The following is a 23266-nucleotide window of genomic DNA, read 5'->3' on the forward strand; positions in this document are numbered from 1 at the left end:
TGAAAGTGTTTCAGTTGTTTAAACAATTACAAATATTGTAATTGTTCAAAGGAGAGATATGCTTGTGTTCAAATCGAAAAAATTATGGATTGCTTTTGCATTTAGTGCTTTGGTAATCGGGGGATGTTCAAAGGATACACCAAAAGTCAAAGAGGATGATGAACCAATTGTAGAGGAAGAAGCAGTAGTGGAGGAGCCTGTGCAACAACCAGCATTTGTTGCACCACTTACTGGGGAGGCTGTACAAGAAGAAATTACACAGCGACCAATTATCGTAACCATTAATAATCATCCAGCGGCACGTCCACAATCAGGCTTAGCTGCGGCGGATATCATTTATGAAATGCTTGCAGAAGGTAATGTGACACGCTTTTTAGCAGTATACCAAAGTGAACTGCCTGAAAATATTGGACCAGTTCGTAGTGCACGCTCTTATTTTATCGATATGGCCAAGGGATTTGATGCCTTTTATGTAGCACATGGCTATAGTCCAGAGGCGAAAACAATGCTTGATCATCGTATCGTCGACAATATCAACGGTATGGCTTATGATGGTATTCTGTTTAAACGTTCTAACGACCGCGTTGCACCACACAATTCCTATATTACATCAGAAAACATTCTAAAAGGTGCTGAAATGGTAGGTGCTTCAATGAATTACAGTGAAAAAGTACTTCAGGCTTTTTATGAACCAGATGAACGTGGTAAAATAGGTATTGAAACAAGTCAAGTTGACATTTATTACGGAAATAATGAAGATTTCCATAACGCGTATGTGTATAATCATCAAACTAATCACTATGAACGACAATCGGCTAGCGTGGACACAAAAGATATGTTAACAGGCGAAACAGTGTCATTAGCAAATGTTCTATTTTTCGAAATGGATCACCAAACAATTGATGATATTGGTCGCCAAGCAATTGATTTAACGTCTGGTGGAAATGCGTATGTATTTCAAAATGGCTATTTGAGGGAAGTCAAATGGGCTAATGTTAATGGAATACCAATGGCTGTAGAGCAAACAGGGGATCCTGTAAAGCTTGTACCAGGAAAGTCGTGGGTTCATTTCGTACCATCTTCGCCAGGGTTACAAGCAATGGTGAAAACGCAGCCTTAAAGGGAGGAAAATTGTATGCAAATCGAAAAAATTCGGGGGCATCAAACAGATCAATTATTTAAAGCAGTGTTAGAGTTGAAGGACATCGAGGAATGCTATAAGTTTTTTGATGATTTATGTACGATTAGTGAAATTCAATCGTTGGCACAACGCTTTGAGGTTGCACATTTATTACGATTAAAGAAAACCTACGAATCCATTAAAAAGGAAACAGGGGCAAGTACTGCAACTATTTCGCGCGTGCGTCGCTGCTTCGATTATGGGAATGATACATATGATGAAATGTTAGGTCGTTTGTATCCAGATGAAAAACCATTCCAAGCACCAAAAGAATAGTCAGAAAAAAGGCTGAGTAGAAGTTCTACTCGGTCTTTTTCATTTTTTTGTCGTGAATCATAAGCTATACTTGTAAACGAATAGATAGAAAATGATAGGTGGTAAACATAGATGGATTATTTAGAATGGAGACATGTGTTCAAGCTAGATCCAGCGAAGGACATTTCCGATGAAGCATTAGAAAAAATTTGCGAGTCTGGGACAGATGTTATTTTGGTCGGGGGAACAGATAATGTAACGTTGGATGGGGTATTAGATTTACTTGTTCGAGTGCGTCGTTTTGAGGTGCCGATAGCACTTGAAATTTCTACGATCGATGCGGTAACACCAGGTTACGACTATTATTTCATCCCAACGGTATTAAATAGTGATGATCCAAAATGGATTAAAAATTTACATCATGAGGCTATTAAAGAATACGGCGATATTATGGTATGGGATGAATTAGTAGCGGAAGGATATTGTATTTTAAATCCTGATTGTAAAGTAGCCCATGTAACGGGTGCGAAAACAGATTTAACAATTGATGACGTGGTAGCTTATGCACGCATGGCAGAGAATTTCTTTAAACTGCCTGTTTTTTATTTAGAGTACAGTGGAATGTATGGCAATCTAGAGGTAGTTAGTGCTGTGAAAAACGAACTGAAGCATACCAAACTCTTTTACGGTGGTGGCATAACATCTGTAAAGCAAGCAGAGGAAATGGCACGCGTTGCAGATACGGTAGTAGTTGGAAATATTATTTACGAAGATTTAAAAGCTGCACTTGCGACTGTTAAGGCTGTTAAAAATACGTTATAATTTTAGAACAAATGTTTGTAAGGCGGTGCGAAATGGAACAGTTAACAAAAAATTTACTAGCAGGCATGAATCCTGAACAAGAAAGAGCAGTTAAAACAACTGAAGGACCATTACTCATTATGGCAGGTGCTGGGTCAGGAAAAACACGAGTTTTAACACATCGTATTGCTTACCTAGTTATCGAAAAGGAAGTATATCCTTCTAAAATTTTAGCGATTACATTTACAAATAAAGCAGCACGAGAAATGCGTGAACGTATTGATGGCATTCTTGGTAATGGTACGGGCGATAGTATGTGGGTTTCTACTTTCCACTCTATGTGTGTAAGAATTTTACGTCGTAATATCGATCAACTAGGCATTTCTCGTAATTTCTCTATTTTAGATTCTACGGATCAGCTTTCAGTCATCAAAAATGTGATGAAGGAAGAAAATATTGATCCAAAACGTTTTGAGCCACGAGCAATTTTAAATGCTATTAGTGCAGCAAAAAACGAGTGTATAGCAGCGGATGATTACGCAGGCCAAATGAATGATAAGAATCCTTATGAACAAACAGTTGCACGTGTCTATAAAGGCTATGAGAAAAGATTACGCCGCAACCAATCCCTTGATTTTGATGATTTGATTATGACGACTATTACGTTGTTTAAACGTGTACCTGAAGTGCTTGAATATTATCAAAATAAATTTCAATATATTCATGTCGATGAATATCAAGATACCAATAAATCTCAGTATTTACTTGTACAGTTACTAGCAAAGAAATTTAAAAATATTTGTGTTGTAGGTGATTCCGATCAGTCTATCTATCGTTGGCGTGGTGCAGATATTGGGAATATCCTATCCTTCGAAAAGGATTATCCAACTGCAAAGGTGATTATGCTAGAGCAAAATTATCGTTCAACTAAACGCATCCTACAGGCAGCCAATGACGTCATTCAAAATAATACAACACGTTACCCAAAAGAATTACGCACAGAAAATTCAGAAGGTGAAAAGATTGCACTATATAAAGCTTATAACGAGCAGGAGGAAGCGCAATTTGTTGTACAAACGATTCAACAGTTAATTGAAAAAGAAAATCGTTCATTTGATGACTTTGCTATTTTATATCGTACAAACGCTCAATCTCGTGTAATGGAGGAAGTACTTGTTAAGTCCAATATGGCCTATCAAATAGTAGGCGGAACAAAGTTCTATGATCGAAAAGAGATAAAGGACTTACTAGCATATTTACGACTTATTGCTAATAATGATGATGATTTATCACTAGCACGTATTATTAATGAGCCAAAGCGCAGTATTGGTGCAACTTCCTTTGAAAAAATGGCACGTTATGCGATAGATCAGGATCGTTCGATTTTTGATGCGATGAATGATCTTGTTTTCATGGGATTATCAGGGAAAGCAGCAAATTCGGCTGAGCAATTTTATGCCATGATTAAAGGCTTTACACAAATGCAGGAATATCTATCTGTCACTGAAATTGTGGAGCAAGTTATTGATAAATCGGGTTATCGAGCAATGTTACAAAACGAAAAAACAATTGAAGCAGAAAGCCGTTTAGAAAATATTGAAGAGTTTTTATCTGTCACAAAGGCTTTTGAAGAGCGTAGTGATGATAAAAGCTTAATTGCCTTTTTAACAGATTTAGCCCTTATAGCTGATATTGATGCACTCGACAAGGAGGATGCATCTAAAGGCAATATTATTTTAATGACGATGCATGCAGCTAAAGGCTTAGAGTTCCCAGTTGTCTTTATAATCGGTATGGAGGAAAACATCTTCCCACATTCCCGCTCATTAGACGATCAAGATGAAATGGAAGAGGAACGCCGCCTTATGTACGTAGGTGTGACCCGTGCTGAGGAACGTCTATATTTAACATGTGCCCAAAGCCGTACGATTTTTGGTCGTTCAAGCTTTAATAATGCATCCCGATTTTTAGGTGAAATTTCTCAAGATATTACAGAGTCAATTTCTAAGGCAGGGACAACATCAACAGTACCATTTGCTACTAACAATCGTTCAACCAGTGGCCATCAAAAGCGTACGCTGGGTGCTATTCAGCAAACACAACCTGCCACAGCACGTTTACAAGCAACGGGGGGAGATCAATTTGGATGGAAGGCTGGAGATAAGGCGATTCATAAAAAATGGGGAACAGGTATGGTTGTTAGTGTAAAAGGTGAAGGTGATAGTACAGAGCTTGATATCGCATTCCCACAACCAATTGGTATAAAGCGATTACTTGCTCAATTTGCACCGATTGAAAAAGCGTAAGCGGAGGAACATAAATGAACGAAATAGAACAGCGAATAGCGGAGTTAAATAAATTATTGCATGAATATGGTTATGCCTATTATGTATTAGATAAACCTGTCGTGGCAGATAGTGTCTATGACCAGCTATTACAGGAACTGATTGCATTAGAAGAAGCGAACCCATCCCTTATTTACCCCGATTCTCCTACGCAGCGTGTTGGTGGAGCAGTGGTAGAAGGTTTTAAAAAAGTGACGCATGATTACCCAATGCTTAGTCTTTCAAATGCTTTTCATGAAGCGGATTTACGAGAATTCGATCGTAAAGTGCGTCAGGCTATCGGAGACCAATTTTCATATGTATGTGAGCTGAAAATAGATGGTTTAGCTATTTCATTAAAATATGAAAATGGCATGTTTGTACAAGGGGCTACAAGAGGAGATGGTGTGGTAGGAGAAGATATTACCGCCAATTTAAAGACAATCCGTGCGATTCCCCTTCGTTTAAAGGAACCCATTACGATTGAAGTACGTGGTGAGGCGTATATGCCAAAAAAATCCTTTGAAAACTTAAATGCCCAACGTGCAGACAATGGTGAGGAGTTATTTGCTAATCCACGGAATGCTGCTGCTGGCTCATTACGTCAGTTAGACCCTAAAATTGCGGCCAGTCGCCAATTATCAACGTTTATCTATGCCATTGGCGGAGACGGAGAAGTATATGGTATCGACGGTCATGCAGAAATGCTTGATTATTTAGAAGGCTTAGGCTTCCCTTCCAATAAAGAACGCCAACGATGCTCTACTATTGAAGAGGTAATGGCCTTTATAGAACATTGGACAGAAAATCGTCCAAAATTAGCTTACGAGATTGACGGAATTGTTATTAAAGTTGACCGTTATGCTCAGCAAGATGAACTAGGTTATACAGCAAAGAGTCCACGCTGGGCGATTGCCTACAAATTTCCCGCAGAGGAAGTTGTTACAACGTTACTTGATATTGATTTAACAGTAGGTCGTACAGGTGTTGTTACTCCTACGGCGATTTTAACCCCCGTACAAGTAGCAGGAACGACCGTTCAACGTGCTTCTTTACACAATGAAGATTTAATTCGAGATAAGGATATTCGTCTTGGAGATACAGTTATTATTCGAAAAGCTGGTGACATTATTCCTCAAGTTGTGGGTGTGCTAATAGAACAACGTCCTGAGGACTCAGTCCCTTTTGTCATGCCAAAAAATTGCCCTGTTTGTGATAGTGAATTGATTCGGATTGAAGGCGAAGTTGCCCTGCGCTGTGTAAATCCTGCCTGCTTTGCGCAAATTGCAGAAAGCATAAAATATTTTGTTTCTCGAAACGCGATGAATATTGACGGTCTTGGGGATAAAGTAGTGGAGCAATTATTACGTGCAGATTTAATACATGATGTTTCTGACCTGTATCATTTAACGGTAGAGCAGCTTGTGGAATTGGAGCGTATGGGCGAAAAATCAGCAACTAATTTAGTAAATGCCATTCAAGCATCGAAGGAAAATTCGATGGAGCGTTTATTAATTGGACTAGGAATTCGTCATGTTGGTGAAAAAGCAGCCAAAATCGTATCAGAGGAATTTGGTTCAATGGAAGCAGTGATGGCTGCAACAGAGGAGCAGCTTGTAGCAATTTATGAAATTGGAGATAAAATGGCTTCATCGTTAGTGGAGTATTTCTCAAATGAAGATGCACGAGCAGTCATTAAGCGTCTTGCTGATGCAGGCGTGAATATGACATACAAAGGTAAAAAAGTAGAAGTAGCGATAGGTGATAGTCCTTTTGCAGGTAAAACAATTGTCTTAACTGGTAAACTTGAGCAATTGACACGCAACGAAGCAAAAGCGAAAATAGAAGAGTTAGGTGGTACAGTCACGGGTAGTGTCAGCAAAAAAACAGATCTAGTGATCGCAGGTGCGGATGCAGGCTCTAAACTAACAAAGGCTGAGCAATTGGGTATCGAAGTTTGGACTGAAGATAACTTAATTGAACAACTTAACCTCATTTAATAAGTGCATGATATCCTTCCTTTTATGAATAGGAGGCAATGTTGAGTGCACAACCGTTACAACAAGGCGTCGAGTAGTTTCGTCGACCTAAAATTGACTATTAGTAAAGGAGCACTAAATAATGAAGTCTTTTCGACTCATTCCAGCAATCGTAGCTGCTGCAATGCTAGTCGGCTGTGTGCCTTCTGACAAGAAGGAGACAGAGCTTACACAGGAAACGCAACAGAAAGAAAAAGCTGAAACAACAATTATCCCAAGCATACAAATTGATGAATCTTATTATAAGACGCTTATCCCTTATAAAGAGAGTGCAAGTAGAGGTCTAGTGGTATCTAACATTTATACGAAATATGATATGAAGGAAGTTGAATCAGGTTTAATGCGTTTATCTCAAAATGAGTTCGACACAGAAAACTACTACTTCCAAGAAGGTCAATATTTAGCTGAAAGTACAGTAAGCTCTTGGCTTGCTCGTAGTTCACAAACAGAGGATGGATTAAATCCACCGACAACAGACACAATGACACCTGAGGAGCGAGCAACAAAGGCTCCAGTTTATTTATCCCATATTGTAGAGCAAAACTACTTAACAAAAACGAAGGATAATAAAGTGAAACTAGGTGGGATTTCAATCGGTCTTGCCTTAAATTCTATCTATTACTATCAAAAAGAACAGTATGGCGAATATTACGAGGAACCAATTTCAGAGTCTACTCTTATTGAGCAGGGCAAAAAAATGGCTGCTGAAATCGTTTCTCGTTTACGTTCACGTGAAGAGTTAAAGGATGTACCGATTGTGGTCGGTCTGTTTAAGCAACAAGCCCGTAATCAAATTATTCCAGGGACATACTTTAGCTATGGTGTAGCAAAAGCTGGGCAGAACAGCATCGCTGATTGGGAAGGTATAGATGAAAATTACGTCTTGTTCCCAACAGATGATTCACAAGATGTATACCGAGATGTCAACAATAACTTCAAGAACTTCAAACAAGATGTTGATAAATATTTTTCTAACTATACAAGTGTGATCGGAACTGGTTTCTATCGTAATAAACAAATACAAAACCTTTCGATTGAAATCCCAATCCAATTTTTCGGCAAAGCAGAGATAATAGGATTTACGCAATATTTAACAGGGATTTTAATCAATCAATTTGATAATATTCATGTGGAAGTAAGTGTTACTTCAGTGAATGGTCCTGAGGCATTAATCATCAAAAAGGCCAATGACAAGGACCCTTACGTGCATGTTTATGATTAATATAGTCAGCCTTTGTGCTGACTATATTTTTTATGGTAATGGATTGAAATAGAGGAACACAACAGGATGATAGAGACAACACTTTGTTATAGTAGTGAAAGTTTCTATATTTTTAGTGAAAGTTGTGATTTTTAAAATGAAAAATGTTATGATTATTGGCATGGTTAACTTTATTCAACCCTATTGTTATCAATAAAAACAATGAATTGAACAAGTATTCGGAGGTGTGAAAAATGGCTAAATTAACAAAAGAAGAAGTAAAGCACGTGGCAAATTTAGCACGTCTTGCAATTACAGAAGAAGAAGCAGAGAAATTTGCTGAACAGCTTGGTAAAATTACAGACTTTGCGGAGCAGTTAAATGAACTGGATACAACAAATGTTGAACCAACAACGCACGTTTTACCATTAGTGAATGTAATGCGTGAAGATGTAGCAGTAAAAGGTTTAGACCGCGAAGTAATGATGTTAAACGTAAAAGAACAAGAAGATGGTCAAGTAAAAGTACCAGCTATCATGTAATACTAAAACATAGGAGGATTCCTCATGACGCTATTTGAACGTTCAGCTAAGGAGTTACAAGCAGAAATTAAAGCGGGTAACTTATCTATCGCTGACTTAACGAAAGAAGCATACGAGCGTATTGCAAAGCTTGATGGCGATGTACAAGCATTCCTTGCTTCAAACGAAGAAAAAGCAACTGCTCAAGCTGCTGAAATGGATAAAGTACCATTTGAAAAGCGTGGACCATTATTCGGTCTACCGATCGGTGTGAAAGACAACATCGTAACAGAAGGCTTAGAAACAACATGTGCCTCTAAAATTCTAGAAGGCTTTATGCCGATCTATGATGCAACTGTTGTCAACAAGCTACGTGAAGCTGGCATGATTACAGTTGGTAAATTAAACATGGATGAATTTGCAATGGGTTCTTCAAACGAAAACTCATACTATAAAACAACAAAAAATCCATGGAACTTAAACCACGTACCAGGAGGTTCTTCAGGTGCATCTGCAGCAGCTGTAGCAGCTGGTGAAGTACCATTCTCTCTTGGATCAGATACAGGTGGTTCAATCCGTCAACCTGCAGCTTACTGTGGTGTTGTAGGGATGAAACCTACATATGGTCGTGTATCTCGTTTTGGTCTCGTTGCATTCGCATCTTCTCTAGATCAAATTGGACCAATTACACGCAATGTTGAAGATAATGCGCTATTACTAGAAGCTATCGCTGGATTAGATCCAAATGATTCGACTTCTGCGAATGTTGAGGTGCCAAATTACGCTGCAGCTCTTACTGGTGATGTTAAGGGCTTACGTATCGCTGTGCCAAAAGAATTCCTTGGTGAAGGAGTTGGTGAAGCAGCTCGTCAATCAGTGCTTGCGGCATTAGAGGTATTAAAAGGCTTAGGTGCTACTGTAGAAGAGGTATCACTTCCTCACTCGAAATATGCACTAGCTGCGTACTATATCCTTTCTTCATCTGAAGCGTCTTCTAACTTATCTCGTTTTGATGGTATCCGCTATGGTTTCCGTGCAGAAAACGTTACAAATTTAATGGACCTTTATAAAGAAACACGTGCACAAGGCTTTGGTGATGAAGTAAAACGACGTATCATGCTAGGTACTTATTCACTAAGTGCAGGTACGTATGATGCGTACTACAAAAAAGCACAACAAGCACGTACATTGATCAAAGCAGACTACGATAAAGTATTTGAAGACTTTGATGTTATCATTGGACCAACAGCTCCAACACCAGCATTCAAGATTGGTGAAAATGTTGATGATCCAATGACAATGTATGCAAACGATATTTTAACAATCCCGATGAACTTAGCAGGTGTACCAGCGATTTCAATTCCTTGTGGCTTTGAAAACGGCCTACCATTAGGTTTACAAATAATTGGTAAATATTTCGATGAAGCAACTATTTACCGTGTGGCTCATGCTTTTGAACAAGCAACTGAGTTCCATAAAGAAGTTCCTCAAATGTGGGAGGGAAAATAACATGAACTTTGAAACAGTCATTGGTTTAGAAGTACACGTTGAGTTGAAGACTAACTCAAAAATCTTCTCACCAGCACCAGCTCACTTTGGTGCTGAACCAAATACAAATACAACAGTAATCGATTTAGGCTATCCTGGGGTCCTACCAGTCCTGAACAAAAATGTAGTAGATTTCGCTATGCGTGCAGCACTTGCACTCAATATGGAAATCGAACAAGAAACAAAGTTTGACCGTAAAAACTACTTCTATCCAGATAATCCGAAAGCTTATCAAATTTCACAATTCGATAAACCAATCGGTAAAAATGGTTGGATTGATATTGAAGTAGACGGCTATACAAAACGTATCGGTATCACACGTCTTCATATGGAAGAAGATGCTGGTAAACTTTCACATGCTGGTGACCATTCACTAGTTGACTTTAACCGTCAAGGAACACCGCTTGTTGAAATCGTTTCTGAGCCAGATATTCGTACACCAAACGAAGCATATGCATATCTCGAAAAATTAAAATCGATTATTCAATATACTGACGTATCTGATTGTAAGATGGAAGAAGGCTCATTACGTTGTGATGCCAATATTTCTATTCGCCCTTATGGTCAAGAAGAATTTGGTACAAAAACAGAGCTTAAAAACCTGAACTCCTTCAACTATGTTCGTCGTGGTTTAGAACATGAAGAATTACGTCAAGCAGATGTATTGTTATCTGGTGGCGTGATTGAGCAAGAAACACGTCGTTTTGATGAAAAAACAGGTAAAACAATTTTAATGCGTGTTAAAGAGGGAACAGACGATTACCGTTACTTCCCAGAGCCAGACTTAGTTCGTCTTTCAATTGATGATGCATGGTTAGAGCGTGTGAAATCTGAAATTCCTGAGCTTCCAGATGCTCGTAAAAAACGCTATGTTGAAGAACTAGGCTTAACACCTTATGATGCTGGAGTTCTTGTTATCTCTAAAGAGATCTCAGACTTCTTTGAGGCAATGGTAGCAAATGGGGCAGATGCTAAGCTTTCTGCTAACTGGTTAATGGGAGATGTTTCTGCTTATTTAAACGCAGAGCAAAAAGATCTAAAAGATACTGCATTAACACCAGAAAACCTTGCTGAAATGGTGAAATTAATCACAGACGGTACAATTTCTTCTAAGATCGGTAAAAAAGTATTTGCTGAATTGGTAGAAAATGGCGGATCTGCACAGGATATTGTGAAAGCAAAAGGCTTAGTGCAAATTTCTGATGAAGGTGCATTACTAGCAATCGTAACAGAAGTTTTAGATAACAATGCTCAATCTATCGAGGACTTCAAAAATGGTAAAGACCGTGCGATTGGCTTCTTAGTTGGTCAAATTATGAAGGCAACAAAAGGTCAAGCTAACCCACCAATGGTTAATAAATTATTACAACAAGAAATTGCCAAACGATAATACTCGTTGTAACATAATAGCCGAGAGAGCTTCATTGCTCCCTCGGCTATTAATTTTCAAAAATGTAACAAATTTGCATTTTGCGAAACTTAATAGTTGTTTAAAAAGAGTATTCATAGCAAAATATAGAATAGACAGTAATAAGGGGGACGAGCCAATGAAAACAGAACAACAGTATTTTAATGAAGCTATATCAATACAGCAATATATGGAGAACATGACGACGTTAAAAGAAGAAAGCTTTCGTATTTATGATGGCTTTGAAGTACCAACAAACGATGATTTTATTGAGTTATTAAAAGAAAAACAACCTAAAATTTTAACGATTACAGAGGATTGGTGCGGAGACGCAATGTTAAATAATCCAATTATTCGCCGTATTGCTGAAGCGGCAGGATTAGATATGCGTACCGTTTTCCGTGATGCTGATACAGAACTAATTGATCGTTATTTAACAAACGGTGGTCGTGCAATTCCAATTTATCTATTATTAGATGATGCTGGAGAAGTGATTGGAAAATGGGGACCACGCGCACCAGAATTACAAGAGTTCGTCGTAACGAAACGAGCAAGCTTACCAGATAAAGAAGATCCAACATTTGAAGAGGCACAAAAGGCTCTTTATGCAGAAATTCGTGAAGAAAATATCTCCAATCAAACATATTGGACATTTGTTTATGAGGACTTTAAGAAGCAAGTAACAGAAGCATTACAAAAATAACAAGAGTATTGCAACATTTCAACGTATAAATCGTTGAATGAAGTAGAATCTTATGAAGCAGGAAGGTATGTTATGAAACGAGCAAGAATCATTTATAATCCTACATCTGGACGCGAAGTGTTTAAGAAACATCTACCAGAGGTGTTGGAAAAACTAGAGGTAGCAGGCTATGAGACYTCCTGTCACGCAACAACATGTGAAGGCGATGCAACGCTTGCAGCAAAAAATGCGGTAGAACGCGGTTTTGATATCATCATCGCAGTTGGTGGAGATGGCACATTAAATGAAGTTGTTTCAGGTGTAAGTCCATTTGAAAACCGTCCGAAAGTTGGTCTAATTCCAATGGGCACTACAAATGATTTTGCCCGTGCCGTGCATATCCCTCGAAATATTGAAGAGGCAGTAGACATTATTATTCAAGGCGACACATTGCCAGTGGATGTTGGACTCTTAAATGGCGAACGCTATTTCATCAATATTGCTGCTGGCGGACGTATTACAGAGCTAACATACGAAGTACCAAGCAAAATGAAAACAATGCTTGGTCAGTTAGCCTATTATGTAAAGGCAGTTGAGATGATTCCATCCATCAAAGCCTCACATATGCGCATTGAATATGATGGCGAAGTATTTGATGGCGACGCTATGATGTTCCTATGTGGGTTAACGAATTCAGTAGGCGGCTTTGAAAAACTAGCTCCTGATGCAAGCATTAATGATGGTTACTTTACTTTAATAGTGCTAAAGAAGGTAAGTCTTCCTGAATTTATTCAACTAGCTGCCATGGCACTAAGAGGCGAACATTTAAATGATGATCGTGTCATCTACAAAAAAGCTAGCGTTGTCAAAGTTACTACAGAAAATGAGGTCCACCTTAACCTCGATGGCGAATATGGCGGAGACGCTCCTGCTACATTTGAAAACCTAAAGCGTCACATCGAAATCTTTGTTCCACTCGCAGATATTCGAGAGGAAGACCGTATTTAATGAACCCGAAAAGCTCATCCGATTTTATTGTGGATGAGCTTTATTTTGTATTTTTTTGATTGCTTGAAGTGCTCTCAAAGAAGGAGAGGCCGCTCCAAATTAAAATTCCATCATTAGAATAAAACTGGCTAAATCCCATAAACTAAGCTTTAGAAGTAAGAATGTGAATGAAATTAGAAAAATGTTTGGCAAATGTGCGTATATTACTTGAACAAAATTTGAAACCTTAATAATAGACTGAAGTTTCGGTCCGTTATTAAGGTTTTTTTCGTTGGAATAGTGGAAAATGGGGGTATGGATAAGGGAAAGGAAGTGTTGCCTTTGTATAAGTCACAAGAAAAGAAGCTTATATGGCTAAGCTTTGGTGTTGCAATCATTATGCTACTTTCTATTCTTGGAAGAATATTTGGAAGTTAAGGGGGCAATGAGATGATTAATGAATCAGCGGTCTATTGGAGCCGAGCATTAACGGAGTTAACATTATCGTTCCATATTATTTATGCAACAATTGGTGTGGGTGTCCCGTTAATGATTATGATTGCTCAATGGACTGGGTATAAAAAGAATGATGAACATTATATCTTAATGGCAAGACGTTGGGCCCGTGGTTTTGTCATTACTGTAGCAGTCGGCGTGGTAACTGGAACCGCAATCGGCTTACAACTATCATTATTGTGGCCTAATTTTATGCAACTCGCTGGTCAAACAATTGCGTTACCACTTTTTATGGAAACGTTTGCATTTTTCTTTGAGGCGATATTCTTGGGCATCTATTTATATACTTGGGATCGCTTTGATAGTCAGAAAAAGCATATGCTTCTGTTAATCCCTGTTGCTGTCGGAGCATCGATGTCGGCAGTCTTTATCACAATCGTTAATGCTTTTATGAACGCACCAAGAGGATTTGATATCGTAGACGGAGAACTTGTTAATATTCAACCTTTTCTTGCAATGTTTAACCCCGCCATGCCAACGAAGGTTGCACATGTACTTGTGACAGCGTACATGACATCGGCATTTGTGCTAGCAGCTATTGCAGGATTTAGAATGTTAAAAGGCTCGAAGCATGTATACCATAAAAAATCACTACTTTTACTAATGAAAATTGGCTTGATTTTCTCCATAGCAGCCGCTGTGATTGGAGATTTTTCAGGAAAATACTTAGCTGAATATCAACCCGAAAAACTAGCAGCAGCAGAATGGCATTTTGAAACAGAAGGTAAGGCGTCTCTTGTATTATTTGGTGTCTTAGATGGAGAAGAAGTTAAATATGCTATCAAAATTCCGTATGCTTTAAGCATTCTTGCACATTTTAATCCTAATGCAGAGGTAATCGGCTTAGATCAATTTGAGGAAGAGGATCTACCACCACTCTATATTCACTATCTCTTTGATATCATGGTTTCCATTGGTATGTTTATGATGCTAGTTTCATTACTTTATGTTGTAGGGAAAGCACGGGGCTGGCAGTTTATTCATACACGATGGTATAGATGGATTATCGTAGCGGGAGGACCACTATCAATTATCGCGATTGAAGCAGGTTGGTGGCTTGCCGAAGTTGGACGTCAACCATGGATACTTTATGGACTAATGCGTACACCTGAGGGAGCTACGACGAGCGACCATGTGGATTTAATGCTGCTTTTATTCGCAGGAGTCTATGCAGTATTAGCAGTGGGAAGTATTGTCGTATTGGTAAGAATGTTTAAAAAGAACCCAATCGAACGCGAGATTGAAGATCGCCACTCTGAAAAAGGCGGTGACATCCTATGACGTTAGAGATTTTAGGTATTTCAGTATTATGGATATTCCTATTTGGCTATGTCATAGTCGCATCAATCGATTTTGGTGCTGGCTTCTTTAATGCATACAGCCTACTTATTGGAAAAAATCATATTTTAACAAATATTATTAAACGTTATTTATCGCCTGTTTGGGAAGTTACCAATGTCTTTTTAGTATTCTTCTTTGTAGGAATCGTAGGTTTTTTCCCGCAAACCGCTTTTTATTACGGAACGATTTTACTTGTGCCCGTTAGTATTTCGCTTGTACTATTGGCAATTCGAGGCTCCTACTATGCCTTTGAATCGTATGGTACACGAGGCCATATCGGATATACACTGACATATGGTGTAGCAGGTTTATTAATTCCCGCTTCTTTATCCGTTGTCTTTGCCATTGCTGGTGGAGGCTATGTTGATGTAATTGATGGGCAGCCTGTGCTGAACTACTGGACTTTATATACAAGTCCATTTGCTTGGAGCATTGTGGTACTAAGTATCGCTGCGGTATTGTATATTTCTGCCGTATTTTTAACATGGTACGCGCATAAAGCAAATGATAGCGAAGCAACGAAACTAATGAGAAAATATGCTCTTGTGTGGGCAGCACCGCTAATGATTAGTGCGCTTGGCATTATGTATGAAATGAAATCCATCAACCCAGAGAGCTACAGTCATATGGTAAATTTATGGTGGATGTTTGCGATTTCAGCTGTCTTATTTATTGTCACAGTCGTACTCATTGCCATGCGTAAAAAGTACGGACTTGCAGTTGGGCTCCTGATTGCTCAATTTGCCGTAGCCTTCTTTGCTTATGGAATTGCTCAATATCCATACCTACTGTATCCGTATTTAACCATTTACGATAGCTTTACAAGCACACAAATGGCGATCGCTTTAGTTATCGCATTTATTTTAGGACTGTGTCTTCTTCTTCCTTCACTTTATTTATTGATGAAACTATTCTTATTCAATAAAAAATATGTGACAGGAAAAGAAGACAATCACGCATAGGAGGAAAGCACATATGCAAAGTTTTTTAATTTTTTATGCACCTTTTATTGTCGTCATTCTTGGGATCTTGTGTGCATTTTGGTGGGCACCAAGGGATTATCATATTACAAAAGAGCAGGAAAAGAGTCGCGAATAGCGACTCTTTTTTCAAGTTAATTAGCAGAGACGCGCAACAGCCAAGTCTTGTTCTTTTTTCATTCGCCAACACATGCTACAATAAGGAGATTGAAATGGAGGATGTACGAATGTCAGCACCCGTGAAAAAAAATGAACGACTTTCAGTTTATATAGAAGATCTAACGCATGATGGCAATGGTGTCGCAAAGGTTGAAGGTTATCCACTATTCATACAAGGCGCACTGCCAAACGAAACGGCCGAAATCCATGTGTTAAAAACATTAAAAAACTATGGCTTTGCAAAGGTAATAGATATTATCAAGCCATCTCCAGACCGTGTTGAAGCTCCATGTGATTACTTCAAGCAGTGTGGCGGCTGTCAATTACAGCATTTATCCTATGAGGGGCAGCTAAAATGGAAAGAAAATATGGTGCGCAATGTGATGCAGCGGATTGGTAAAATTCATGCACCTGTTCACCCAGTAAAAGGTATGAAAGAACCTTGGCACTACCGTAATAAAGCACAAATTCCTTTCTCTGAAAATGAAGCAGGACAAGCGATTGCAGGCTTTTATAAAACAAAAACGCATAGCATTGTGGATATGGATCGCTGTTTAATTCAAACAGGAGAAGCAGATGCTATTCTTGCAGGCTTGAAAAAGGAATTAGCAACGTTAGGTGTTCGCTCTTACAATGAGCATACACATGAAGGCATGTTGCGTCATGTCGTTATCCGTAAAGCACGAGCAACAGGAGAAGTCATGGTTGTCCTTGTAACGAAAAAGAAAAAGTTCCCACAAAAAGAGGCAGCTATTGCAGTAATCCAAAAGCTAGTGCCAAACGTTACATCAATTATGCAAAATGTGAATAGTGAGAAAACCAATGTTATTTTTGGTGATGACACAATCAACCTTTGGGGTAAAGACGTTATTATTGATACTATCGGTAATGTACGTTTTGAAATCTCTGCTCGTTCTTTCTATCAAGTCAACCCAGAGCAAACAGAGGTCCTCTACAAGCAAGCACTAGATTATGCTGACTTACAGGGAGATGAACGTGTCATTGATGCGTATTGTGGAATTGGTACGATTTCTTTATTCCTTGCTCAAAAAGCAAAGGCTGTCATGGGCGTGGAAATTGTCCCACAAGCGATTGAAGATGCCAAACGCAACGCACTGCTTAATGGTTTTACAAATACTTATTTTGAGGCAGGCCCAGCAGAGGAAGTTATCCCAAGATGGTATAAAGAAGGCAAGGAAGCAGACGTACTAGTAGTTGATCCACCGCGCAAAGGCTGCGATGAAGCACTGCTAACTACTATTCTAGAGCAACGACCAAAACGAGTGGTCTACGTATCCTGTAACCCAGCCACACTAGCACGCGATCTTCGCATTTTAGAGGATGGCGGCTATCAAACGCAGGAAATCCAGCCAGTGGATATGTTCCCGCACTCCACACATTGTGAAGCCGTGGCATGGCTTAAGTTAAATGTGTAACACATTACTAAACTCATCTATACAATATAAAAATTACCGTTTTAGGACGGAATTTAGTTAAAATCAATAAAAACTCGGATTCGATCAAATACGAATCCGAGTTTTTTTCGATGTAATTTCTTCCATCTGTAACATTCACTAATTGAGCCAATTCCCACTGACAAAAACCATTCAGAACATCCCATCACTTATAAACTATATATAATTGTGTATCTCTAGTTTTAATTGTTTTTTTCTCCAATATGACTTAAAAGTGACTCTGTCAATTCTCGTCTTATTTGCGTGATATGGTTTTCCATGAGTTGCTTAGCTTGGTTCGCATCTCCAGAGGCGATGGCTAAGTAAATTTTTTTATGTTCATCAATAGTCTCTTGCATTCGTTCCGAATCTTCCAAGCGTTGTCTGCGGGTAGCTCGGATTGTGTCTTGCATATGCTCACTAAGGGTTTGAAATAATTGTAAAAATATAGAGTTATGTGAAGCGAGTACAATATTATGATGGAAACTTAGGTCTGCTTGAATTCCTAATTCTACATCATTTTTACCTTGATCCATCATGTCTAATGCTTGGCTAATTCGTTCTAAGTCTACAGAAGTAGCTCGTCGTGAAGCTAAAAAGGCACACTCCACTTCAAGTGCTTGGCGAAGCTCCAACATTTCATAAATTAATTTTTTTTCAGTATTAATAATTGTAGAGGAAAGTTCTTCACCTAAAGTATGGGACTCTGCTGTTTTAATAAAGCTACCACTGCCTTGTTTAATTTCAATAAATCCCTTTATTTCAAGCTTTCGAAGTGCCTCTCTTACCGATGTTCGACTGACATTAAAACGACTTGCTAATTCTCTTTCTGTCGGGAGTTTATCCCCAGGCTGTAATTCACCATTTAAAAAATATTCCTTTATTTGATCAACAATTACTTGATACGCTTTTTTCTTTGGTTGAGGCATTACCTATCTCACCACCTTAAATACATAGTACTATAAACGCTTTAATCATACAGAAATACAGCATGTTTATCAATTTACGAAAAAAAATAATAGTTGATATTTTCTGAATATTTAGTACAATGTAAAAAGGTTGGACCAATTTTAAGAATATAGAAAATTGGTATGACATATAAAATTATTAATTAAACCATCCAAATACTATGAGAGCAAAAGGGGAAGGAAAAAATGATTACTACAAATGAAGAATTAGTGATGGCCCTACGAAGTGTTCTTCCAGAAATTGAAGTGACAATCAATCAAACGATTTTAGAACAGCATAGCAGTGATGAATCCTATCATAGTGCCTGTCTACCCGATATTGTGGTATTTCCGACAAAGACAGAAGAAGTGAGTAAGATAATGAACATAGCAAATCAATACAAAGTACCAATAGTGCCATTTGGAAGAGGAACAAGCTTAGAAGGACATGTGATTCCTTATAATCATGGGATAACAATTGATTTTTCACTCATGAACAAAATAGTAGAAGTTAGAGAGAAGGACTTTCTTGTGAAAGTTCAACCAGGGGTGACACGTTCTCAATTGAATAAAGAGTTGAAGAAATATGGATTATTTTTCTCCGTAGACCCAGGAGCAGATGCGACAATTGGAGGAATGGCCGCAACAAATGCTAGTGGGACAACATCTGTTAAATATGGAACTATGCGCGATCAAGTTCGAGATTTAGAGGTTGTTCTGTCAGATGGAACAGTGATTCATACAGGGAATTTAGCAGAAAAATCTTCATCGGGCTATCATTTAAACGGTCTATTTGTTGGGTCAGAGGGAACACTTGGTTGTTTTACTGAGTTGACGTTAAGAGTTTATGGTATTCCTGAATGTGTYATGGCTGCTAGAGCGTCCTTCGAAACAGTGAATGATGCTGTGGAAGGTGTTGTGAGTATTCTACAAGCGGCAATTCCCATTGCAAGAGTTGAACTTGTAAATGAACCTTCAATGAAACAARTGAACTTGTATAGTCAAACAGCTTATGAAGAACAACCAACCTTATTTTTGGAATTTGAGGGAAATGAGGCTGGCTTAAGGCAGGATGTAGAATTTATGAAAGAGATTGTAGCGGCTCATAATTGCAAAAATATTGAATTTGAGATGGATAATGCAGCCCGAAATCAACTATGGGAAGCTCGCCATAATTTAGCTTACGCCTATGTCCATGGACATCCAGGAAAAAAACTAATGGTAACCGATGTTTGCTTACCGATATCCGAGTTAGCAGGTGCTATTGAACATGCAAGAGAAGCACTTGATATGTTAGCGCTTACAGGTGGGGTTGTTGGACATGTTGGTGATGGAAATTTCCATGTACTATTAATGATTGATATGAATGATCCAAAGGAAATAAAGAAAGCTGATGAATTAAATGAGTTGATTGTGATGTATGCACTGGAACGAGGAGGAACTTGCACAGGAGAACATGGTGTGGGCATTGGTAAGCAGAAATATCAAGAGAAAGAACACGGTAAAGCACTTCTAGTGATGGAAAAGATTAAACAAGCACTTGACCCTGACACACTTTTCAATCCGAATAAAATATTGAAAATAAAAATATAGGGAGTGGAAATATGAAAATTTTAGAAGCGATTAGTACGATTGCTGGAAAATACTTTGCTATATGGGTTATTTGTATTGCTGTTATTGCCTTTATAGCTCCAGAACCCTTTTTAATATTTGGCGGGTATATCACGATTTTGCTAGGCATTGTTATGTTTGGCATGGGTCTGACGTTAAAAGCAGTTGATTTTAAATTGGTTATCACGAATCCAGTACCAGTCATTATTGGTGTATGTGCTCAATATGTTATCATGCCACTTTCCGCTTTTTTAATTGCTTATATAATGAACTTGCCAGCAGAATTAGCTGCAGGGCTAGTCCTTCTTGGATCTGTACCTGGTGGAACTGCTTCAAACGTCATGGTGTATTTAGCTAAAGGAAATGTACCTTTGTCCATCACAATGACATCCTTTTCGACATTATTAGCTCCAATTGCCACACCAATCATCCTATTATTACTTGCAGGTAAATGGATGCCAGTTGATCCAATAGCAATGTTTACTTCAATTATTCAAGTAATTATTATCCCTATTATCCTAGGGATTATTATCAGAAGAGTTGTTCCTCAAATCGTAGAAAAAAGTATTAATGTGATTCCTCTTATTTCAGTAGTTGCTATTATGATTATTGTATCTGCTGTTGTTGCTGGTAATGTCGATACCATCGCTTCGGCAGGCTCCATTATTTTTGCAGCTGTAGTGCTTCATAACGCATTCGGATTGTTATTTGGTTATATAACAGCTCGTGTATTAGGCCTTGATGAAAGCAATCGAAGAGCTATTTCAATTGAAGTTGGAATGCAGAACTCTGGTCTGGGTGTAGCGTTAGCCACTGCCCACTTCGGTCCCTTAGCGGCCCTACCTAGTGTACTTGGGGCTGTTTGGCATAATATTTCTGGTCCGATTCTCGCTACCTATTGGTCGAAAAAACCAGAGAAACCAGAGGTACAGTATAATAAACAGATGCAAGAAGATAACGGCAGAACTCAAATATAGAAAGTAAATATTTGAGTTCTGCCCGATAGTATTGCAGTCATATTATCTATTTTGTTTAAATCCACCTCACAAATGGATCCATTCGAAAAAATATAGAAATGAAAATTAGGTATAATAAAAGTAGATGAGGTAGAAACAATCTATACCATCTACTTTTTTGTTTGTTAAAATACCATTTAGTACTGATTTTCGTTAAAATAAACATTGTTGATTTTTACATTAGCTCTTGATAAATAATGCTTCTACCTCTATTAGGTAATGAGGTAAATATATCAATATGTCCATAGTGAGAGGATTTGGAATTAACATGATAGATAATTTTTGGCGCGATTTACCACGGCCTTTTTTTGTGCTTGCACCGATGGAAGATGTAACGGATGTTGTTTTTCGTCACGTTGTAAGTGAAGCAGGTCGACCAGATGTGTTTTTTACTGAGTTTACAAATTCGGATAGCTACTGTCATCCAGAGGGAAAGAAAAGTGTGCACGGTCGTTTGCTCTTTACAGAAGATGAGCAGCCAATGGTGGCACATATTTGGGGAGATAATCCCGAATATTTCCGTGAAATGAGTATTGGGATGGCAGAGCTAGGTTTTAAAGGCATTGATATTAACATGGGCTGCCCTGTACCGAATGTAGCATCAAGAGGGAAGGGGAGTGGCCTTATTCTCCGACCAGATGTGGCCGCAGAATTAATTCTAGCAGCAAAAGCGGGGGGACTGCCTGTTAGCGTGAAAACACGGCTTGGCTACAAGGATGTAAATGAGTGGGAGGATTGGCTAACGCATATATTAAAGCAGGATATTGCGAACCTTTCGATTCATCTACGAACAAGAAAGGAAATGAGCCTAGTAGATGCGCATTGGGAGCTTATTCCGGAAATCAAAAAACTTCGTGACCGTATTGCACCTAATACGCTACTGACGATCAATGGAGATATTCCTGACCGTCAAACGGGACTCCAACTAGCTGAACAATACGGGATTGATGGCGTGATGATTGGACGAGGTATTTTTAAAAATCCTTTTGCTTTTGAAAAAGAGCCAAAAGAGCATAGCAGTAAAGAGTATCTTAATCTTTTAAGACTGCAGCTCGATCTTCAAGATCAATACGCGGAAGAACTGCCACGTTCCATCACAGGACTTCATCGCTTCTTCAAAATTTATGTCAAAGGATTCCGAGGAGCTGGTGAATTAAGAAGTCAATTGATGAACACAAAATCAACGGATGAAGTGCGTGTATTGCTAGACAACTTTGAATCAAACAATATTGAATGACAATGAAATGATGAACCCACCAATAAAGTCAAGTAAATAACAGTAGAAGTAGGAGCAAAGATTTTGGGATGAGATTTCCCTTTCTTTGCTCCTTTCAATTTATCGCTATTGAGGTTTTGTCAGATGCTAGGGGGCTCTTGTTTTTATGTTTTTTTATTTAACAATGTCGCTACTGAATCTTTTGAATATTGGTAATCGAAAATAACATATTTTTGTAACGTAATTAAATTCTAAGAGTTATATAAGTGAAAGGGGTGAAAATAGGTGGACTTTGAGGAAATCTATCACGAATACTTTAAAGAAGTTTATTTATATATCCTATCATTAAGTCACGATGAGCGCATAGCCGAGGAAATAACACAAGAAGCATTTTTTAAGGCATTAAAAGCAATAAAAAAATTTGATGGTTCTAAGGATATTCGAGCATGGCTTTTTACAATTGCGAAAAATACATATTTCTCACACTACAAAAKAAAGAAACGACAAGTAGATTCAGGTGCAGTAGAAGAATCAAGTATGGAAGTGCAAATTGTAAAGCATTTGATGAATGAAGAAGATGCCTTCATGGTTCATCAGTTTCTTCACTCGATGAATGAGCCATATAAGGAGGTCTTTTCATTACGTACTTTTGGAGAATTAACTTTTGAAAAGATAGGACGTCTTTTTGGAAAAAGTGTAGGGTGGGCAAGGGTTACCTTTTACAGAGCGAGAAAACAAATTATCGAGTATATGGAGGCGATGAATTATGAAAGAGATTAAATGCACAATTATTCAAGATGTTTTACCTCTGTATGTTGATGAGGTAGTTAGTGAAGATACAAAAGAAATGGTAGACGAACATTTACAGCATTGTGAAAAATGTCAAAAAGAATATGAAACCATGAAACAGGAACTTTATATCCCGGCAGAAAATAAGGCTTTTCAATTTAAAGAGATCAGTAAAAAATGGCGTAAGAAAAAAGTGATCATTTCCATTACTTCGGTTTTTATAACGGCACTTATTTTATTGGGGACCTATTTGTCTGTTTTCTATTTTGAAACGGTTATTCCTTAATCGGA

21 protein-coding genes are annotated in these 23266 nt (G+C 38.3%); 20 read left to right on the forward strand and 1 reads right to left on the reverse strand.

Annotated features, from left to right (window positions below):
* Positions 1–64: 64 nt before the first annotated feature.
* From ACHZEU_RS16685 to rlmD, 15 genes are all read left to right on the forward strand, one after another.
* On the forward strand, positions 65–1120 hold the full coding sequence (locus tag ACHZEU_RS16685) for a DUF3048 domain-containing protein (protein WP_308339970.1): 1056 nt from the start codon (positions 65–67) through the stop codon (positions 1118–1120).
* 15 nt (positions 1121–1135) lie between these two features.
* On the forward strand, positions 1136–1456 hold the full coding sequence (locus ACHZEU_RS16690) for a YerC/YecD family TrpR-related protein (RefSeq protein WP_004225717.1): 321 nt from the start codon (positions 1136–1138) through the stop codon (positions 1454–1456).
* Between the two features lie 111 nt (positions 1457–1567).
* Positions 1568–2257, forward strand: a complete 690-nt coding sequence (locus ACHZEU_RS16695) for a heptaprenylglyceryl phosphate synthase (protein WP_054548982.1) — start codon at positions 1568–1570, stop codon at positions 2255–2257.
* Positions 2258–2289: 32 nt separating this feature from the next.
* Positions 2290–4542 carry a DNA helicase PcrA gene (gene pcrA / locus ACHZEU_RS16700; protein WP_315061702.1) on the forward strand — a complete coding sequence of 751 codons (2253 nt, stop codon included), beginning with the start codon at positions 2290–2292 and terminating at the stop codon, positions 4540–4542.
* 14 nt (positions 4543–4556) lie between these two features.
* On the forward strand, positions 4557–6560 hold the full coding sequence (gene ligA, locus ACHZEU_RS16705; protein ID WP_112116709.1) for an NAD-dependent DNA ligase LigA: 2004 nt from the start codon (positions 4557–4559) through the stop codon (positions 6558–6560).
* Between the two features lie 121 nt (positions 6561–6681).
* Positions 6682–7821: a CamS family sex pheromone protein gene (locus tag ACHZEU_RS16710; RefSeq protein WP_048394876.1), complete on the forward strand. Its 1140-nt coding sequence runs from the start codon at positions 6682–6684 to the stop codon at positions 7819–7821.
* Positions 7822–8054: 233 nt separating this feature from the next.
* A complete protein-coding gene (gene gatC / locus ACHZEU_RS16715; protein WP_004225708.1) occupies positions 8055–8342 on the forward strand; it encodes an Asp-tRNA(Asn)/Glu-tRNA(Gln) amidotransferase subunit GatC in 288 nt (95 codons plus the stop codon).
* Positions 8343–8366: 24 nt separating this feature from the next.
* Complete coding sequence (gene gatA / locus ACHZEU_RS16720; RefSeq protein WP_004225706.1) at positions 8367–9830, forward strand: Asp-tRNA(Asn)/Glu-tRNA(Gln) amidotransferase subunit GatA; 1464 nt, start codon at positions 8367–8369, stop codon at positions 9828–9830.
* A 1-nt stretch (position 9831) separates the two neighbouring features.
* Complete coding sequence (gatB, locus tag ACHZEU_RS16725; RefSeq protein ID WP_048394874.1) at positions 9832–11259, forward strand: Asp-tRNA(Asn)/Glu-tRNA(Gln) amidotransferase subunit GatB; 1428 nt, start codon at positions 9832–9834, stop codon at positions 11257–11259.
* Between the two features lie 157 nt (positions 11260–11416).
* Positions 11417–11980 carry a thioredoxin family protein gene (locus ACHZEU_RS16730; RefSeq protein ID WP_054548986.1) on the forward strand — a complete coding sequence of 188 codons (564 nt, stop codon included), beginning with the start codon at positions 11417–11419 and terminating at the stop codon, positions 11978–11980.
* 72 nt (positions 11981–12052) lie between these two features.
* The gene (locus ACHZEU_RS16735; RefSeq protein ID WP_004225701.1) at positions 12053–12967 is read left to right on the forward strand and encodes a diacylglycerol kinase; all 915 of its coding nucleotides are present in this window, start codon (positions 12053–12055) and stop codon (positions 12965–12967) included.
* A gap of 429 nt (positions 12968–13396) precedes the next feature.
* Positions 13397–14743 carry a cytochrome ubiquinol oxidase subunit I gene (locus ACHZEU_RS16740; protein ID WP_404803572.1) on the forward strand — a complete coding sequence of 449 codons (1347 nt, stop codon included), beginning with the start codon at positions 13397–13399 and terminating at the stop codon, positions 14741–14743.
* Positions 14740–15765: a cytochrome d ubiquinol oxidase subunit II gene (locus ACHZEU_RS16745; RefSeq protein ID WP_004225693.1), complete on the forward strand. Its 1026-nt coding sequence runs from the start codon at positions 14740–14742 to the stop codon at positions 15763–15765. Before ACHZEU_RS16740 ends, ACHZEU_RS16745 begins: the two co-directional genes overlap by 4 nt.
* 13 nt (positions 15766–15778) lie before the next feature.
* Entirely contained in the window at positions 15779–15901 is a 123-nt protein-coding gene (locus ACHZEU_RS16750; RefSeq protein ID WP_004225690.1) for a cytochrome bd oxidase small subunit CydS, read from the forward strand.
* Between the two features lie 109 nt (positions 15902–16010).
* Positions 16011–17378: a 23S rRNA (uracil(1939)-C(5))-methyltransferase RlmD gene (gene rlmD, locus ACHZEU_RS16755; RefSeq protein WP_054549033.1), complete on the forward strand. Its 1368-nt coding sequence runs from the start codon at positions 16011–16013 to the stop codon at positions 17376–17378.
* 221 nt (positions 17379–17599) lie between these two features.
* Here the strand turns inward: rlmD and ACHZEU_RS16760 are convergent, their stop codons facing one another.
* Positions 17600–18325 (reverse strand): FadR/GntR family transcriptional regulator, encoded by a 726-nt coding sequence (locus ACHZEU_RS16760; RefSeq protein WP_269897884.1) that lies wholly within the window; start codon positions 18323–18325, stop codon positions 17600–17602.
* A gap of 225 nt (positions 18326–18550) precedes the next feature.
* Here ACHZEU_RS16760 and ACHZEU_RS16765 point away from each other — a divergent pair, with 225 nt between their 5' ends.
* The 5 genes from ACHZEU_RS16765 (at position 18551) to ACHZEU_RS16785 (ending at position 23261) form a co-directional block, all read left to right on the forward strand.
* On the forward strand, positions 18551–19936 hold the full coding sequence (locus tag ACHZEU_RS16765; RefSeq protein WP_404803573.1) for an FAD-binding oxidoreductase: 1386 nt from the start codon (positions 18551–18553) through the stop codon (positions 19934–19936).
* Between the two features lie 11 nt (positions 19937–19947).
* Entirely contained in the window at positions 19948–20931 is a 984-nt protein-coding gene (locus tag ACHZEU_RS16770; protein ID WP_048394864.1) for a bile acid:sodium symporter family protein, read from the forward strand.
* Positions 20932–21238: 307 nt separating this feature from the next.
* Positions 21239–22207: a tRNA dihydrouridine synthase gene (locus tag ACHZEU_RS16775; protein WP_404803574.1), complete on the forward strand. Its 969-nt coding sequence runs from the start codon at positions 21239–21241 to the stop codon at positions 22205–22207.
* A 264-nt stretch (positions 22208–22471) separates the two neighbouring features.
* Positions 22472–22966, forward strand: a complete 495-nt coding sequence (locus tag ACHZEU_RS16780; RefSeq protein ID WP_404803575.1) for an RNA polymerase sigma factor — start codon at positions 22472–22474, stop codon at positions 22964–22966.
* Positions 22953–23261, forward strand: coding sequence for a zf-HC2 domain-containing protein (locus tag ACHZEU_RS16785; RefSeq protein ID WP_404803576.1), 309 nt, complete (start codon positions 22953–22955; stop codon positions 23259–23261). Before ACHZEU_RS16780 ends, ACHZEU_RS16785 begins: the two co-directional genes overlap by 14 nt.
* Positions 23262–23266 lie beyond the last annotated feature (5 nt).

Source organism: Lysinibacillus sp. S1 (assembly GCF_044986265.1).
Taxonomy (GTDB): domain Bacteria; phylum Bacillota; class Bacilli; order Bacillales_A; family Planococcaceae; genus Lysinibacillus; species Lysinibacillus capsici.